At 73.5% G+C, this 13,860-nt stretch carries 13 protein-coding genes; 10 read left to right on the top strand and 3 right to left on the bottom strand.

Annotated elements, in window-relative coordinates:
- Position 1: 1 nt before the first annotated feature.
- Together AB0B57_RS18640 and AB0B57_RS18635 are read left to right on the top strand one after the other, a co-directional pair.
- Positions 2–853 (top strand): hypothetical protein, encoded by an 852-nt coding sequence (locus AB0B57_RS18640; protein WP_357070769.1) that lies wholly within the window; start codon positions 2–4, stop codon positions 851–853.
- Positions 850–2,133 (top strand): FAD-binding protein, encoded by a 1,284-nt coding sequence (locus tag AB0B57_RS18635; RefSeq protein ID WP_357070766.1) that lies wholly within the window; start codon positions 850–852, stop codon positions 2,131–2,133. The genes AB0B57_RS18640 and AB0B57_RS18635 overlap by 4 nt, the downstream gene beginning before the upstream one ends.
- 68 nt (positions 2,134–2,201) lie before the next feature.
- On the opposite strand, the gene AB0B57_RS18630 is transcribed toward AB0B57_RS18635, so the two are convergent.
- A complete protein-coding gene (locus AB0B57_RS18630) occupies positions 2,202–3,344 on the bottom strand; it encodes a site-2 protease family protein (protein ID WP_357070763.1) in 1,143 nt (380 codons plus the stop codon).
- Between the two features lie 49 nt (positions 3,345–3,393).
- Positions 3,394–4,248: an alpha/beta hydrolase gene (locus AB0B57_RS18625; RefSeq protein ID WP_357070760.1), complete on the bottom strand. Its 855-nt coding sequence runs from the start codon at positions 4,246–4,248 to the stop codon at positions 3,394–3,396.
- A 280-nt stretch (positions 4,249–4,528) separates the two neighbouring features.
- Between AB0B57_RS18625 and AB0B57_RS18620 the strand changes: the two genes are divergently transcribed.
- From AB0B57_RS18620 to AB0B57_RS18605, 4 genes are read left to right on the top strand one after another with little or no spacing between them, the layout of a single operon-like run.
- The gene (locus tag AB0B57_RS18620; protein WP_357070757.1) at positions 4,529–5,428 is read left to right on the top strand and encodes an ABC transporter ATP-binding protein; all 900 of its coding nucleotides are present in this window, start codon (positions 4,529–4,531) and stop codon (positions 5,426–5,428) included.
- 1 nt (position 5,429) lies between these two features.
- The gene (locus AB0B57_RS18615) at positions 5,430–6,236 is read left to right on the top strand and encodes an ABC transporter permease (RefSeq protein WP_357070754.1); all 807 of its coding nucleotides are present in this window, start codon (positions 5,430–5,432) and stop codon (positions 6,234–6,236) included.
- A gap of 28 nt (positions 6,237–6,264) precedes the next feature.
- Positions 6,265–7,395 (top strand): histidine kinase, encoded by a 1,131-nt coding sequence (locus AB0B57_RS18610; protein WP_357070751.1) that lies wholly within the window; start codon positions 6,265–6,267, stop codon positions 7,393–7,395.
- Complete coding sequence (locus AB0B57_RS18605; RefSeq protein WP_357070748.1) at positions 7,392–8,024, top strand: response regulator transcription factor; 633 nt, start codon at positions 7,392–7,394, stop codon at positions 8,022–8,024. The genes AB0B57_RS18610 and AB0B57_RS18605 overlap by 4 nt, the downstream gene beginning before the upstream one ends.
- Before the next feature lie 10 nt (positions 8,025–8,034).
- On the opposite strand, the gene AB0B57_RS18600 is transcribed toward AB0B57_RS18605, so the two are convergent.
- Entirely contained in the window at positions 8,035–8,940 is a 906-nt protein-coding gene (locus AB0B57_RS18600; RefSeq protein WP_357070745.1) for a L,D-transpeptidase, read from the bottom strand.
- 199 nt (positions 8,941–9,139) lie between these two features.
- On the opposite strand from AB0B57_RS18600, the gene AB0B57_RS18595 reads away from it, so the two are divergent.
- The 4 genes from AB0B57_RS18595 to AB0B57_RS18580 are packed head-to-tail and all read left to right on the top strand — an operon-like array spanning position 9,140 to position 13,827.
- Positions 9,140–10,822 (top strand): ferric reductase-like transmembrane domain-containing protein, encoded by a 1,683-nt coding sequence (locus AB0B57_RS18595; protein ID WP_357070742.1) that lies wholly within the window; start codon positions 9,140–9,142, stop codon positions 10,820–10,822.
- Entirely contained in the window at positions 10,822–12,285 is a 1,464-nt protein-coding gene (locus tag AB0B57_RS18590) for an NADH-ubiquinone oxidoreductase-F iron-sulfur binding region domain-containing protein (protein WP_357070739.1), read from the top strand. The genes AB0B57_RS18595 and AB0B57_RS18590 overlap by 1 nt, the downstream gene beginning before the upstream one ends.
- 37 nt (positions 12,286–12,322) lie before the next feature.
- Complete coding sequence (locus AB0B57_RS18585) at positions 12,323–12,949, top strand: redoxin domain-containing protein (protein WP_357070736.1); 627 nt, start codon at positions 12,323–12,325, stop codon at positions 12,947–12,949.
- Positions 12,946–13,827 carry a cytochrome c biogenesis protein CcdA gene (locus AB0B57_RS18580; protein ID WP_357070733.1) on the top strand — a complete coding sequence of 294 codons (882 nt, stop codon included), beginning with the start codon at positions 12,946–12,948 and terminating at the stop codon, positions 13,825–13,827. The genes AB0B57_RS18585 and AB0B57_RS18580 overlap by 4 nt, the downstream gene beginning before the upstream one ends.
- The last annotated feature ends 33 nt before the right edge of the window (positions 13,828–13,860 follow it).

Below are 13,860 nucleotides of genomic sequence, written 5' to 3'. Positions count from 1 at the left end.
GATGACGAGAACAACCGTGCCCGATCGACCGGTGTCCTCGGTGGGCGGTTTGGCGGAGGATGCGGGAACCGACGCCACGGTCATGAACGGGGGTCCGAGCGTGGAACTACGCCGGAATCGGGGGGCCCGTGCGCTCGCTCTGGTGTGCGTACTCGGTGGGGTGCTCCTCTTGGTCTATCCCAGCGACGGCGCCCCGCTACGGACGATCATCGCGGGGGGTGCCGTCGCGCTCGGCGTCGTGGCGCTGGTCAGCGCGCTGCGGCCGTTCCGGTTCGGGATCGGCGCCGAGGGGCTCACCATCCGGCGGCCCGGCCTGCGCCGGGACATCCGGTGGGCCGAGGTCGACGCGTTGGTCCTGGACGAGCCGCCCCGCCGCGACGGCTACCGGAGGCCGCCGCGCCTGCTGCTGGTGCCCGTGTCGGGTGTGCCGCTGGAGCCGGTGACCGCCCGCCACCCACTCGACGGTCGCCCCGCCATCGAGGTGCTCGTCCTCGACCAGGTCCGTGAGCAGCCCGACCAGGTGGCCGCCGCGCTCACGCGGTATGCCGGTGACCGTTTCGTCGACCTGCTGGCGCTGCGCCGAGCGGCCTTCGCCGACCCGGACCTGCCGGTGGGCCTGCGGGGCTACCAGATGGACCGGGTCGACCGGTTGATCCGCCGTGGTCAGGACGCCCTGCTGGCCGGGGACGCGCCGAGCCGGCAGGCGGCCCGGGGTGAGATCGAACGCGCCAGCGCGGCCGGGCTGCCGATCGCCCAACGTGGCTACCACACGTTCCAGACGGATACGGTTCTGGACGCCCTCGTCGCCGCGTTGGCCGACCACAAGTCCACCGATCGGGAGACCGCAACATGATCGCGCACGGACCGCACGCCACACCGGCCACCGCGGCCGACGTTCCGCGCCGCAACTGGGCCGGCAACGTGCGGTACGCCGCTCGGGCGTTCCACCGGCCGACGTCCACCGACGACCTGCGCCGCCTGGTTGCCGGCAGCACCCGGATCCGGGCGGTGGGCAGCGGGCACTCCTTCAACCGCTTCGGCGACACCGACGGCGACCTGGTCACCCTCGCCGGGCTGCCCCCGGTCGTCGAGGTGGACCGCGAGCGCGGGCAGGCCACCGTGAGCGGCGCGATGCGCTACGGCGACGTCGCCCGACACCTGCACACCCAGGGGTACGCGCTGGCCAACCTCGCCTCGCTGCCGCACATCTCGGTGGCCGGCGCGGTGGCCACCGCCACCCACGGCTCCGGTCCGACCCACGGCAACCTGGCCACCGCGGTCGCCGCCCTGGAGTTGGTCACCGCCGACGGCGACCTGCTGCGGGTCGACCGCGAGACCGACCCGGACACGTTCGCCGGCATGGTGGTCGGTCTCGGCGCGCTCGGCCTGGTCACCCGGGTCACCCTGGACCTGGTGCCGGCCTACGAGCTGCGCCAGTACGTGTCGCTCGACCTCGATCGGGAGGCGTTGGACGAGGCGCTCGACTCGGCGTACAGCGTGAGTGTCTTCACCGACTGGCGGGCACCCCGACTACGTGAGGTGTGGCGCAAGCAGCTGGCCGACCAGCCGCCGGCCCCGGCGGACTGGCTCGGCACCACCGCCGCCACCGAGCCACGGCACCCGGTGCTCGGCATGTCACCGGAGAACTGCACCCCGCAGCTCGGCGAACCGGGCCCGTGGCACGAGCGGCTGCCACACTTCAAGCTCGGCTTCACCCCGAGCAGCGGCGACGAGTTGCAGTCCGAATACCACGTGCCGCGTACGGCGGCAGCCGACGTGCTCGCCGCACTGGACGAGGTGGCGCACCTGATCGCGCCGGTGCTGCTGGTGTGCGAGCTGCGGACGGTGGCGGCGGACGAGCTGTGGCTCAGCCCGAACCACCAACGGGACAGCTTCGTCGTGCACTTCACCTGGATCGACGACACCGCCGCCGTACTGCCGGTGGTGGCCGCGGTGGAGGAACGCCTGGCGCCCTTCGCGCCCCGCCCCCACTGGGGCAAGGTCTTCGTCACCGACCCGACGGAGCTGGCCGCCCGCTACCCCCGCCACGCCGACTTCGTCGCCCTACTGCCCCGCCAAGACCCAACCGGAAAGTTCCGCACCAACCTCCTGGACAACTACTTCCCCCGCTGACCCCCCGGCGCTGTTGATCATGGAGTTATTGCCGCCGTTTCCGGCGTGTCGTGACGATAACCCCATGATCAACGCGAGTGGGTGGGGGTTGGGGTGCGTAGGGTGCTGCGTTGGACGGCTCGGCTGATGTCGCTGGGTGAGACTATTCCGACCAATTGACCGTCCGTTACCACCAGGGCTCGGCCGTCGGCGCACTCGCTGAGCCGGGGGAGCAGGTCGTTGAGTTCTTCGCCGGGCTGGGCTAGGACCAGCTGGTCGGCCCGGCAGGCCACCTCGGCCAGCGTGGTCGACGCCCGCCGCTCGGCCGGCACCCCGCGCACCCGGTCGACGGTGACCAGGCCGGTCGGCCGGCCCTCCTCGGTGAGTGGCAGCGCCGAGTGCCGGTACGCGAACAGGTAGTGGTCGACGAAGTCGGCGACAGTCATCTCCGCCGAGGCGGTCTGCGGCTGCGGTGTCATGACGTCACCCACCCGAACACCGCGCAGCGCGCTGCCGGTGCGGGCCTGCCGCTCCTCCATCCCGGCGGCACCGATCAGGAACCAGCCGATCAGGGCCAGCCAGAGCCCACCGAAACCCACCCCGGACAGGAACTGCCACAACCCCAGACCGATCAACAGGACGCCCAGCACCCAGCCCGCGCGCGCGGCGACCACCGAGGCTCTGGTCCGGTCACCGGTGGCCTTCCACACCGCGGCGCGCAGCAACCTGCCGCCGTCCAGCGGTGCGGCCGGCAGCACGTTGAAGATGGCCAGCAGCACGTTGATGCCGGCCAGCCAGGCCACCGCCCCGAAGAGCAGCCCATCCTGCCCGGCCAGCGCGAGCAGCGCGGCGATCGCGCCGAAGAACGCCCCGAGCAGCAGGCTCACCAGCGGGCCGACACCGGCGATCCGCAGCTCCGCGCCCGGGTCGCGCGGCTCGCCCCGCAACTCGGCCACCCCGCCGAAGAGCCACAGCGTGATGCCGTCGACCTCCAGCCCGTTGCGCTTGGCCACCACCGCGTGCGACACCTCGTGGGCGAGTAGGCCGACGAAGAAGACCACCGCCGCCACCAGCCCGGCGAGGGTGTACGCCACGGACGAGCGATCCGGGTACGAACGGGGGAACTGGTTGGCGGCCAGCCCCCACGCGATCAACGCGAAGATGACCAGAACGCTCCAGTTGACGCCGACCGGCACCCCCGCGATCCGACCGAGTCGGAAACTGGCCCTCATCCCACCGAGATACCCCGCCAGCCCGTCGACATGCCGGAAACCCTGCCGGTCAGCGGCGGGGTGCTTCGCTGGCGACTGTTGCCTCCCGGGGCAGGGCCGCCGCGCGCAGCGCCCAGTCCAGCGCGTAGTCGGCGACCTCCGCCCAGCCGTCCTGCCCGACGGTGAAGTGTGACCGGCCGGGAAACTCCTGGTACGCGGTGAGCGCCCGGGACTTCTGGTAGAGCCCCGCGTTGGCGCGCACCACCGACGCCGGCACCACGTGGTCCGCCCCGCCGGCCAGCAGCAGCAGAGGCGCGCGGTCGTCGCGTGCGGTGTCGACCCGGGCGGGTGAGCGCGGGTCGACGTTGGCGAACGCGCCCTCGAAGAACACCCGGCCGGCACCGGGGACGGCGTAGCGCTGATAGGCCCGGTCGGAGTCGGCACGGCTCATCGTGTTGCCGAACGTGTAGGCGAAGTCGTCCGGGGTGAACGGGACGGCCCTGCTCCGGTTGGCGGGGCTGCGCAGGATCGGGAAGCCGGAGCGCAGCTGACTCAGCGGCACCTTGAGCACCCCCTTCACCGCCGCGGGATGCACCCCCACCACCGCCGCGCCGAGACCCCGGTCGGCGAGGACCTGGGCGAACAGGCCACCAAACGAGTGGCCCATGATGATCGGTGGTCGGGGCAGCGCCCGGATGATCCTGTCGTAGTGCGCGACGATCGTGGCCATGCTCTGCTCGGCGATGGGGGCGGGGTCGTCCCGCAACTCCTCCACGGACCGGTCCATCCCGGGCCAGGCCGGGGCGATGACGTGCATGCCGCGCGCGGTGTACCGCTCGGCCCACCCCTGCCAGCTGCGCGGGGTCATCCAGAGCCCGTGGATCAGCACGATCGTGTCGACCTGGCCCTGCGGCGTGGCACCCATCGCATCCTCCCGGTGTCGCGGCGTCCGGCCCGGCGGTTACCCGCTGCCGCGCGGGGAATTCCTCCGCCGGTGCTCGCCTCGTCGTGCCTTGCGCGGGGCGGACATGGCAGAGAGCGTGATGACACAGGGGCATATTGATGACTCAGGGGCATCACGCTCGCCGTGGTGCTCGCTCGCGCGGCGGTCACTCCGCGTGCCGCCCAGGCCCTGACAAATGTCACGGCCGGGACGTGACGACCGCTCCGGGCACCGGGGTACGCGCCGCCGGAGCATGGTTGACATGACCAGTACGCATCCGGCCGTCGAGTTGAGCGGCCTCACCAAGACCTTCGGCGCGGTCACCGCGGTCGACGGGCTGAGCCTGCGGGTGCAGCCCGGCGAGGTGGTGGCGTTCCTCGGCCCCAACGGGGCGGGCAAGACCACCACCATCGACATGCTGCTCGGTTTGGCCCGCCCGGACGAGGGCACCGTCCGCATCCTCGGCGGCACCCCGGACAACGCGGTGGCCCGGGGTCGGGTCGCCGCCGTGCTCCAGACCGGCGGGCTGCTCAAGGACCTCACCGTCGGCGAGACGGTCGAGATGAGCGCGCACTTCTACCGGCACACCCGCCCGACGGCCGAGGTGCTGGAGCGGGCCGGTATCGCCGACATCGCCGGGCGGGTCGTCGGGCGGTGCTCCGGCGGGCAGCAGCAGCGGCTGCGCTTCGCGCTGGCGCTGTTGCCCGACCCGGATCTGATGGTGCTCGACGAGCCGACCACCGGCATGGACGTCGAGGGCCGACGGGACTTCTGGCAGGCCCTGCGCCGTGACGCGCGGGCCGGCCGGACCGTCATCTTCGCCACCCACTACCTGGACGAGGCCGACGCGTACGCCGACCGGATCGTGCTGGTCCGGCAGGGGCGCATCGTCGCCGACGGCACCACCGCGGAGATCAAGAACCTGGCCGCCGGCCGCACGGTCCGGGCCACCCTCCCCGGCGCCGACCAGGCCGCGCTGGCCGCGCTGCCCGGCGTCGACGCCGTGGAGGTACGCGGCGACAGCGTGCTGGTGCGCACCGGTGACTCGGACGCGATCGCCCGGCACCTGCTCACCCGCACCGACGCCCGGGACGTGGAGATCACCTCCCGCAACCTCGAGGACGCCTTCCTCGCCCTGACCACCGCGCACACCGGAGCCTGAGATGACGACCATCGCCCCCACCCCCACCCCCGCCCGTGCCGCCGAGTCGGACCGTCGGCTGCCCGCCCTGGGCGGGTTCGCTCCGGGAGTCCTGCTCATCGAGCTGCGCCGGGTGCTGCGTAACCGCCGCACCCTCGCCTTCACGCTGATCATGCCGGGCGTCTTCTTCCTCATCTTCGGCCTGCCGCAGGGCGGGCAGTCGCTGGACAACGGTCGCCCGGTCACCGCGTACGTCATGATCAGCCTGGCGGTGTACGCGGCCATGGTGGCGACCACCAGCGCGGGCGGCGCGGTAGCCACCGAGCGGGCACTGGGCTGGAGTCGGCAGCTGCGGCTCACCCCGTTGCGCCCGACCGCGTACGTGGCCACCAAGCTGGTCACCGCGATGACCCTCGGCCTGCTCGCCGTCGTCGTCGAGTTCCTGGTGGGCGCGGCGGCCGGTGTGCGCATCCCCGCGTACGTCTGGCTGCTGTCCGGGCTCGCCGCCTGGCTCGGCTCGCTGGTGTTCGCCGCGTTCGGCCTGTTCATCGGCTACCTGGTGCCGGCCGAGAACGTCATGCAGTTCATCGGCCCGATCCTGGCCGTGCTGGCCATGTTCGGTGGCCTGTTCGTCCCGGTCGAGGTGCTGCCGGAGGTGCTCCAGCAGGTCGCGAAGTTCACCCCGGTGTACGGCATGGGTGTGCTGGCCCGCGCCCCGCTGACCGGCGAGGGGGTGAGTGTGGCGGCGGTGGCCAACCTCGTCGTCTGGGCACTGCTCTTCGGTGTCGGTGCGGCCCGGCTGTTCCGCCGGGACACCGCGCGGGTCTGACCCCCGCGCGACGGCTAGCGTGAACCCGATGGACTCCCTGACGGGTCAGCCCCGACCGGTGAGCCGCCGATGGCGGTTCACCGGTTGGCTGCTGGCCGCGGTGTGGCTGTTCTTCCTCAACGTGCCTCTCTCCACCGCACTGCACCAGCCGCAGCCGTGGCGGCGGGTGGTCGGCGTCGCCACCCTGACCGCCTTCGGTCTCGGCTACGTGCTGCTGTTCCAGTGGGCCCGTCAGCTGCGTGAGCACCTCCGACCGATCCCCCCACGCCGGGCGGGGCTCGCGCTGACAGGCCTGGTGGTGCTGGGTCTGGCCAGCATCCCGGGCACCGCCGGGGACTGGACGGCCACGCTGGTGTTCGTGGCCGCGTCCGCGGTGTTCCTGCTGTCCGCGGCGCAGGCAGTGGTCATCGTGGCGCTCTGCGCGCTGATTCCACTGGTGGGGGCCTGGCTGGTGCCGACCTGGACGGGGGAGAGCACGGTCACCGTCGCGGTCCTGCTCGCCTCGTTCGCCATGTTCGGGGTGTCCCGGCTGGCGCAGCGCAACAGCGAACTTCGGGCCGCCCAGCAGGAGATCGGCCGGCTCGCGGTCGCCGAGGAGCGGGCCCGCGCCGCCCGCGACCTGCACGACATTCTCGGGCACTCGTTGACCGTGGTGGCGATCAAGGCCGAGTTGGCGGGCCGGCTCATCGAGGTGGACCATGCGCGCGCCGCCGTCGAGATCGCCGAGGTGGAGGCGCTGGCCCGCGCGGCGCTGGCCGACGTACGGCAGACGGTCGGGGCGTACCGCGAGGTCACCCTCGCCGCGGAGGTGGCCGGCGCCCGCTCCGCGCTGGCCGCGGCGGGCATCGCGGCGGACCTGCCGGCCGAGGTGCCGGCGCTGCCGGACGAGTGGGACCGGTTGTTCGGGTGGGCGGTGCGGGAAGGGGTGACGAACGTGGTCCGGCACAGCGGGGCACGGTGCTGCACGATCCGGGTGCACCCGGACCGGGTCGAGGTGAGCGACGACGGGCGGGGTCCGTCCACTCCCGACGCCGGCGGGTACGGGCTGATCGGCCTGCGTGAGCGGGCGCGGGAGTTGGACGCCGCGCTCAGCGTCGGCCGCCGGCCGGACGGGAGTGGCTTCCTGCTCCGGGTGCACGCCCCGGCGGGGGCCCGGTGAGCGGCGACCCCCCGCCGATCCGGCTGCTGCTCGCCGACGATCAGGCACTGGTCCGGGGCGCGCTGGCCGCGTTGCTCTCGCTGGAGGAGGACCTGAGCGTGGTGGCCGAGGTCGGCCGGGGCGACGAGGTGGTCCCCGCTGCGCGCCGCAGCAACTCCGACGTCGCCCTGCTGGACGTGGAGATGCCCGGCCTGGACGGGATCGCCGCCGCCGCCGCGTTACGGACCGCGGTGCCGACCTGCCGGGTGTTGGTGGTGACCACCTTCGGCCGGCCCGGCTACCTGCGTCGGGCGATGGAGGCCGGCGCGAGCGGCTTCGTGGTCAAGGACACCCCGGCTCGGCAACTCGCCGACGCGGTCCGCCGGGTGTACGCCGGTCTGCGGGTGGTCGACCCCGCACTGGCCGCCGAGACCCTGGCCGCCGGGGTGAGCCCGCTGACCGACCGGGAGACCGAGGTGTTGCGGACCGCCCGCGGCGGTGGCACGGTCGCCGACCTGGCCAGGGTGCTGCACCTGTCCGAGGGGACGGTGCGCAACCACCTCTCGGCGGCGATCGGCAAGACCGGTGCGCGCAACCGGGCCGAGGCGATCCGGGTCGCCGAGCAGAACGGCTGGCTGCTCGGCGAGTGACGGCCGCACCTCAGGCGGTCGGGGGCGGGGTGGGCAGCTTGTCGACGACCACCACGCTGCTGCCGGGCCGGACCTCGGCGAGCAACTCCCGCTGGCCGCTGCGGGTCAGCCGGATGCAGCCGTTCGTGGTGTTCGCACCCAGCTCGTCGTCGTTGTACCAGGTGTGCACCCCGATGTGGGCGCCGCGCAGCCCGGCCGGCACCGACTCGGGGTCGTCGGGCACCGAGCCGAGGGCGTAGATGTCCACGCCTCCGTAGACCTCCTCGGGCGGCGGGGTCCGACCCAGGACGAACGTCCGCCCCAGCGGCGTCTCCTGTCCCGACTGGCCGAGGCTGACCTCCCAGGAACGCACCGCCGCGCCGGCCCGGTACCAGGTGAGCCGGTGGACCTTGCGTTCCACCACGATCTGGTCGCGCAGCGCCACGGTGTCGAACCCGCCGGCCGGCAGCCAGGCGAGGCGCCGATTGGCGGAGGGCAGCAGGACGGCCGTCCAGCCGGCGCGCCGCTCGGCGATCGGCATGGTCAGCTCGACGCCGCTGATCGTGGGTTCGAGGAAGGCGCGCGGCCGGCCGCCCGGTGCGTCGTACGCGGCGATCCGCCTGGTCGGGTGCACGCCCTCGGTCAGCGGCGTGGTGTCCAGGGTGGCCGGATCGGCGGGGAAGCCTCCGGGCGCGGGGTCGTAGTCGACCACCGGCAGCCCGGCCGGGGCGGGCGCGGCCGGGAGGACCAGCTCCTCCGGGCTCTGCTCGGCACTGCTCGGGGTCGGGTCGGCGGCCGCGATCCGTCTGTCGGGGGCCGTGCCGGGGGTCAGCGCCTGACCCACCAGCAGCGCGGTCACCAGCAGGGCGGGTACGCCGATGGCGGCGGCCACCCAGACGCCACGACGGCGGTACTTGGACTTTCGGTCAAACGGCACCAAACCACTCTAAGGTGGCGGCCGGCTCGCGGCTCCCGGTTCGCGGATACCCGCCGACCGAAAGGTCCCGACCCCGCACCGAGGGGGACGCCAACGCACGTCGACGCACCTCGGTTCGATTCCGGCCCAGAAATTTTTCGGCGCGGGTGATCCGCGCGCCCCGCCGGCCCGTACTGGATGGGGGAGCAGGGGTCGGCCGGTGGTACGCCGCCGCGAGACGATCGAGGAGCACATGGCCCGGGCACAGCAGAACCAGAAGGCGGCCACCGTCCGGACCAGCGCCAGCAGTCGGGGGGTACGCACACCGTCACGGTCGGCGACCACCCTGCTGATCGCGTCGGTGCTCGCCGCACTGTGGGCGGCGGTCATGCTGACGGGCGCTGGACAGAAGGCGTACGCGTACGGCTTCTTCTTCACCGAGTTCTTCGCCGGGGTGATCTCCCTGGTGACGTTGAGCCTCACCGTGATGCTCGGCCTGCTCGCCACCGACCGTCTGGTGCTGCGCATCTCGCACCGGGTGCTGATGCAGTCGGCGCACCGGGCCACCGGCGTGCTGGGCGTGGCCGGGCTCGGCTTCCACGTCCTCACCAAGATCGCCACCGGGCGGGCGGCCGCGACCGACGCGCTGGTGCCGTTCGTCGGCGGCCGAGGGCTCTACGTCGGGCTCGGCACCGTGGCCGCCCTGCTGATGGTCAGCGTGATCTGGACCGGCATCATCCGGGCCCGCTTCGCCGGTGTCGGTCCCAAGTGGCTGTGGCGCACCCTGCACTCCACCGCGTACCTGGCCTGGCCGTTCGCCGTGCTGCACGGCCTCAACGCCGGTCGGGCCGCGAGCCCCTGGGTGGTGTTCAGCTACCTCGGCTGCATCCTGCTCGTGGTGCTGGCCCTGCTGGTCCGGCTCTCGGTCACCATCGGCCGGCGCAGCCGCGAACAGCACCAGGCCGCGGTGCGCAACGCGGCGCTGGCCGGGCGGGCCAAGGAGACGAACACCGGCCGGTCGCTGCTGGCCGGGCTGAGCCGACGCAAGAACGCCGACGCGGACAAGCGTCCCGCCTGGGCGGAGACCACCACCGCCACCTGGGCCGCGCCGGCCGCGCGGCGTGACCCGGACCGGTTCACCGTTCCGGTGGTGCCCGAGCCCGGTTCCCTCGTCGAGTCGACCCGACCCAGTCGTCGCCGGCGTGCGGAAGAAGAGCCGGCGGCCCGCCGCGACACCGAGCGACAGTCGCGCGGCCGGCGCGACGAGGCGGAGTCCAGGGCCCGCCGGTCGCGCCGCAGCGCCGAGGAGACCGTCGCCCGCGGGCGCGACGACGAGGAGATTGTCACCCGTCGACGCGACGAGGAGGAGTTGGAGCCGGTGACCCGGCGGCGCGACTCCCGTACCCGGGACGAGGCCGTTCCGACCGGTCGGCGACGCGCCGACGAGCCGGCCGCCGAGCGGTCCCGCCGCCGGTCCCGCAGCGAGGACGACGGCAGCCGCTACTCGGCGCCGCCGCAGCCGACGGTCGAGCCGGAGGAGCCGTGGGACAGCCCGCTGCGCTGGCAGGCCGTCGAGCCGATCTCCGCCGGCCCCGTCTCCGTCGAGCCGATCTCCGCCGGCCCGATCTCGGCCAGCCCGATCTCCGCGACGCCGCGCAGCGGCAGCGGCCGGCACAGTGTCGAGGACGACGTGCCGGAGGAGCCGGACTACTGGCGTCCGCCGGCCCGGTACGTGCCGGACGAGGTCGCGCCGCCCGTCGACGACACCCCGACCCTTGTCGACCTGGCGTCCCGGCGCGCTCGGCGGGCAGCCGGCGAGGGCCGGTCCGCAAAGCGTCGCAAGGCCAGCGCGGACGCGGTGGACGGGGCGTACTGGGCTGGGCTGCGGGGTGAGGCGAAGTGATGCGCACGGCAGTGCCACCGGTCGCGTGCGTGGGTGAGCCCCGGCTCACCGCCGGATTCGCCGAGTTCGGTCGGCTCGACCTGGCCGCGCACGAGGAGGTGCACGGCCCAATCGGCCCGATGGAGCCGGCGCAACTGCTCCGGCTCGCCGAGGGCATGCAGCTCAAGGGCAAGGGCGGGGCGGGTTTCCCGTTCGCCCGCAAACTGCGCGCGGTGTTGGAGTCCTGCGAACGGCAGGACCTCGCCGCCGTGGTGGTCGTCAACGCCACCGAGGGGGAGCCGGCCAGCTGGAAGGACAAGGTGCTGCTCACCCGCGCCCCGCACCTGATCCTGGACGGCGCGGCGCTGGCCGCGTACGCGTTGGACGCCGACGAGATCGTGATCGGTGTGGCCGACGACGGGGTCGGCCGGGACTCCCTGATGGAGGCCCTCGAAGAGCGCCGGATGCCGGTGCTGACCACCATCGTCACCGTGCCGCACCGGTTCATCTCCGGCGAGGGCGGCGCACTCGTCAACGGGATCAACGGCCTGCCGCACATCCCGCCCGGCACCAAGAAACGCTCCAGCGACTCCGGGGTCAGCGGCCTGCCCACCCTGCTGTCGAACGCCGAGACGTACGCGCAGCTCGCCGTCGGCGCCCGCCTCGGCCCGTACGAGTACGCCGCGCTCGGCACCGACGACGAGCCGGGCACCGTGCTGCTCACCGTGACCGGCGCGGCGGGCCGGCCGGCCGTGGTGGAGTGCACCGCCGGCATGCCGCTGCGCGACGTCCTCGACCTGTGCGAGGTGCCGGAGACCCAGGGCATCCTGATGGGCGGCTACCACGGCAAGTGGATCACCCCGGAGGCGGCGGACAGTGCCGAGGTGTCCCGCAAGGGCCTGGCCGCGGTCGGCGGCACCCTCGGCGCGGGCATCATCGTCCCGCTCGGCGTCGACACCTGCCCGCTCGGTGAGGCCGCCCAGGTGGTGCGCTACCTCGCCGGGGAGTCCGCCGGCCAGTGCGGGCCGTGCAAGATGGGCCTGCCGGACCTGGCCCGCGCGGTGGACCTGGCCGTGGCCGGGAGCCAGCCGGCCGACGTGGTGCGAGCCGCCGCCGGCGAGGTGAGGGGCCGGGGCGCGTGCAGCCACCCGGACGGCACCGCCCGGTTCGCGCTCTCCGCGATCGAGGTCTTCGCCGACGACCTGCGACTGCACACCACCGGAGACGGCTGCGGCCGGCGGGTCAAGGGTGTGATGGGGCTGCCCGGCGCACCCGACGCGAACCCGCAGAAGCTCACCCTGGACTGGTCGCGCTGCGACGGGCACGGCCTGTGCGCGCACGTCGTACCGGACTTCATCCGGCTCGACGCGAACGGATACCCCGCCTTCCCGCCCACCCCCGTGCCGACCTGGCTGCGGGAGGGCGCGCTGAAGGCGGTCAAGGTGTGCCCCGAGCTGGCTCTGCGCCTCGCCAAGGCCGAGTAGGGAAGGGCACCTTCTCGCCGAACGAACGGAGACGCGCATGCGCAGCTGGCACGTACCGAGGCGGTTGGCCGGGGTTGGTGCGGCCCGCCGTGCCGGCGCCGCCGTGGCGTTGGCCGCCGCGCTGCTCGGCCTGGTCTCCTGCACCGGTACGGCCACCCCGGCACCGGCGCTCGCCGGCACCGCGCCGGCCACCACCGGTGCCCCGCCAACCACCACCGCCGCCGCGACCGGCTCGCCGAGTACGGCCCCGGCAGCGGTCCCGGACGTGCTGCGCTTCACCGGCACCACCCTCACCGGCGCGGCGTTCGACGCGGCGCAGCTCGCCGGCAAGCCGGTGGTGCTGTGGTTCTGGGCGCCGTGGTGCGCCACCTGCGCCAGCCAGGCCTGGACGGTGGCCGAGGTCGCGCCCCGCTACCGGGACACCGTGCCGATCATCGGCGTCGCCGGGCTGGGTGAGCAACGGGCCATGAAGGAGTTCGTCACCGAGTTCGACCTCGCCGCAACGCCACAGATCGACGACCGCAAGGGCGTGCTCTGGAAGCGGTTCAAGGTGACCCAGCAGAGCATCTTCGTGCTCATCGATCGCAGCGGCACGGTGGTCCACCAGGGCTTCCTCGACGGCGAGGCACTCACCGCCCGGGTCGCCGCACTGGCCGGGGCGTGACCGGCCCCCTGCTGCTCGCGCTGACCGCCGGCATGCTCGGCGCGGTCAACCCGTGCGGCTTCGCGTTGCTGCCCGCGTACCTCTCGCTGTTGGTCGCCGGGGCGTCGGACGCCCGCGGCGCGGTCGGCCGCGCGCTCACCGCGGCGGCCGGGCTGACCCTGGGGTACGTGCTGGTGTTCGGCGCGTTCGGCCTGGCGCTCGCGCCGCTGGCCGGCTGGCTGCGGCCCCGGCTACCGTGGCTGACCGTGGCGCTCGGCGTGCTGCTGGCGGTGGCCGGCTGCTGGCTGCTCGCCGGCCGACGACTCCCGGCACCCGGCTGGACCACCCGGGCACCCCGGCTGACCCGCTCCTGGCCGTCGATGGCGCTGTTCGGCGCGGCGTACGCGCTGGCGTCGCTCGGCTGCGCCATCGCCCCGTTCCTGGCCATCGTGGTGACCAGCCTCCAGGCCGGCTCGACCGGGCAGGGGTTGGCGCTGTTCGGCGCGTACGCCCTCGGGATGGGCCTGGTGGTCGCGGTCGCCGCGCTGGGTGTGGCGCTGCTGCGCGACGGTCTGGTGGCCCGGCTGCGCGTCGCGGGCGCGCTGGTGCCCCGCCTCAGCGGTCTGGTGCTGCTGCTCGCCGGCGGTTACGTAGCCTGGTACGGCTGGTACGAACTGAGGCTGGCCGCCGGAAGCCGACAAGCCCTACAAGACCCGGTCATCCAAGCGGCCGCCCAGCTCCAACAAACCCTAGCCAACACCCTGAACACCCTAGGCCCAGCGCTACTGCTGGCCGCACTAGCCACCCTGCTCCTGACCGCGCTCCTCCTCCACCACCACCGCCCCCACCTCGTTGATCATGAGGTTATTGCCACGACACGCCGAGGCGAGGGGCAATAACTCCATGATCAACGAGGCGGGACAGGGCGGAGC

Origin of the sequence: Micromonospora sp. NPDC049101, assembly GCF_040648675.1 — a bacterium.
Lineage (GTDB): Bacteria > Actinomycetota > Actinomycetes > Mycobacteriales > Micromonosporaceae > Micromonospora.
The sequence above is the reverse complement of the archived record's forward strand: the minus strand, read 5'-3'. Positions and strand labels throughout refer to the sequence as shown.

Excerpts from the sequence above, each read along its gene's own strand:
- AB0B57_RS18610 (WP_357070751.1), top strand. The coding sequence starts at position 6,265 with ATGGACTCCCTGACGGGTCAGCCCCGACCGGTGAGCCGCCGATGGCGG.
- AB0B57_RS18640 (WP_357070769.1), top strand. The coding sequence starts at position 2 with ATGACGAGAACAACCGTGCCCGATCGACCGGTGTCCTCGGTGGGCGGT.
- AB0B57_RS18590 (WP_357070739.1), top strand. The coding sequence starts at position 10,822 with ATGCGCACGGCAGTGCCACCGGTCGCGTGCGTGGGTGAGCCCCGGCTC.
- AB0B57_RS18585 (WP_357070736.1), top strand. The coding sequence starts at position 12,323 with ATGCGCAGCTGGCACGTACCGAGGCGGTTGGCCGGGGTTGGTGCGGCC.
- AB0B57_RS18630 (WP_357070763.1), bottom strand. The coding sequence starts at position 3,344 with ATGAGGGCCAGTTTCCGACTCGGTCGGATCGCGGGGGTGCCGGTCGGC.
- AB0B57_RS18620 (WP_357070757.1), top strand. The coding sequence starts at position 4,529 with ATGACCAGTACGCATCCGGCCGTCGAGTTGAGCGGCCTCACCAAGACC.
- AB0B57_RS18635 (WP_357070766.1), top strand. The coding sequence starts at position 850 with ATGATCGCGCACGGACCGCACGCCACACCGGCCACCGCGGCCGACGTT.
- AB0B57_RS18625 (WP_357070760.1), bottom strand. The coding sequence starts at position 4,248 with ATGGGTGCCACGCCGCAGGGCCAGGTCGACACGATCGTGCTGATCCAC.
- AB0B57_RS18615 (WP_357070754.1), top strand. The coding sequence starts at position 5,430 with ATGACGACCATCGCCCCCACCCCCACCCCCGCCCGTGCCGCCGAGTCG.